We start from the raw sequence: 1,866 nt of genomic DNA on the forward strand, positions 1-1,866 counted from the left end.
CCGGGAAAGCTCAACAAGCCACTTTGAATTTAGCGAGGGCTGCCCATATGAATCTGTTGAAAGCTATTATTGTTGGATCGGTAATCTTCGGCTCCGCATTATCCTATGCAGGAGACGGCTACGATCGTTCAATGAAATTTAACGAAAAGTTTCGTGCAGAACAAAAACGGATTCACGAAACCGAGTCTGGTGAAGAAAAAATAGACGGACTAGAAGCTAAGAATCCGCGCCCGGATCAGAGCAATATGCAAATAAAGAAAGAATCCAAAACTGAATAACCGCTTCACCCGAACAATCTTCGCCTCCGATAGCTTCCGAATCCCGTTGGTAAAGCTGTATTTAAGCGCCTTTCGAGGCGCTTTTTTTGTTGTGCGCCAGGCATGGCGCGTAGTGCCGTGACTGGCGCTGTTCGGCTCACTGTGGTGGTGAGTCGGACGATTTGGAGGTGAAAGTCCTCTACACACCCGGCAAGGGGAAGTGTTAGCTGAAGGCAAGGGTGTCGCGGGTGACCGCGAATCTGAAGGAAGCCCGAGGCAAAATGCTGGTCTGACGTACAGGAAGCGGATAGAGGCGGCGTAGCGGGGTGAGGTAGCAACGATTGCCAAAGCCCGATACTTGCACGGAACGCTACGACGTAAATCCGACAGGCATAAGCAGGAAGGTCGCGCGAATTACCCTGGGAGATCTGTTTGGCCTGCCACGTGCTACCGGCACCGAGAGGTGGCGGGATGGGCGAACAGAAGTCAGCAGAGGCCGTAGTAGTTGCTCGGAACCGGAGCGATGAAGGGCTGAACCTGTCATGAGTGGATAGTCAGGTGTGCTCTCTGTTGGAGCGTAAGGCAGAAACGTCGTGAACAGCGGCGGTCGAGACCATCAGGAGGTAGGAGTCGGAAACTCCGAGGGCCGGTCTGGGCGCTTAGTTACCACAGGCGACACATCAACGGAACCAAGCTCGCTGACGCAGTCTGTCAGTAGGCAGGAACCGCCGTATACGGAACCGTATGTACGGTGGTGTGGGAGGACGGCGGGGGCGACCCCGCCTCCTACCCGATTCTCGATAACGTACCCGTCAGTCGTTACCAGCGCATTGGGGCCACAAATCCTTTCAGTGAACCCTTCGAAGCTTCGATTGGATATTCATAAAAAGGCCAGGCATCAAGCCTGGCCTACGTTGGGAGAAAACCAATATCAGCTCGCGTCCTCATCCTCTTCGTTGCGTTTCATGCGGCGCTGCAGAGCCGTGTAATAGAGCGCAGGCAATACCAGCAGCGTCAGTGCTGTCGAGGACAGGATGCCGCCAATGACCACGGTCGCCAGAGGCCGTTGGACTTCCGCGCCGGTCCCTGTGGCCAACGCCATTGGGACGAAGCCGAGCGACGCCACCAGCGCTGTCATCAGGACTGGGCGCAATCGCACCAGTGCGCCCTCACGCACAGCCTCGGATAAAGGCCGGCCTTCCTCTAGCAATCCTTTAATGAAAGCAATCATCACCAGTCCGTTGAGTACTGCCACACCCGACAACGCGATGAACCCGACGCCAGCGGAAATTGAGAGGGGAATGTCCCGGAGCCAGAGTGCAAGAATTCCCCCAGTAAGCGCGAACGGAATGCCAGTGAAGACGACCAGCCCATCGCGCAGTGTGTTGAACATCATGAACAGCAGCACGAAGACCAGCAGTAAGGCGACTGGGACGACCAGCTGCAGGCGCTTGGCGGCAGCCTGCAGCTGCTCGAACTGCCCACCCCACGTCGTCCAGTAACCGGGCGGTACCGGGTTTCGTTCAGCGATTGCTGCAGACGCATCTTGGACGAAACTGCCAATGTCACGCCCTCGAACGTTGGCGCTTACCACCACCAGACGCTTGCC

At 56.3% G+C, this 1,866-nt stretch carries 2 protein-coding genes; one reads left to right on the forward strand and one right to left on the reverse strand.

Annotated elements, in window-relative coordinates; genetic code table 11:
* On the forward strand, positions 1–278 hold a 278-nt coding region (locus HZR81_RS23430; RefSeq protein WP_500129380.1), incomplete at its 5' end, for a hypothetical protein.
* A 910-nt stretch (positions 279–1,188) separates the two neighbouring features.
* On the opposite strand, the gene HZR81_RS23435 is transcribed toward HZR81_RS23430, so the two are convergent.
* Positions 1,189–1,866, reverse strand: a 678-nt coding sequence (locus tag HZR81_RS23435; protein WP_500129381.1) for an efflux RND transporter permease subunit, incomplete at its 5' end; no start/stop codon positions are given.

The organism is Pseudomonas sp. LM13 (assembly GCF_041381355.1).
In the GTDB taxonomy this organism is placed as follows: domain Bacteria; phylum Pseudomonadota; class Gammaproteobacteria; order Pseudomonadales; family Pseudomonadaceae; genus Stutzerimonas; species Stutzerimonas frequens.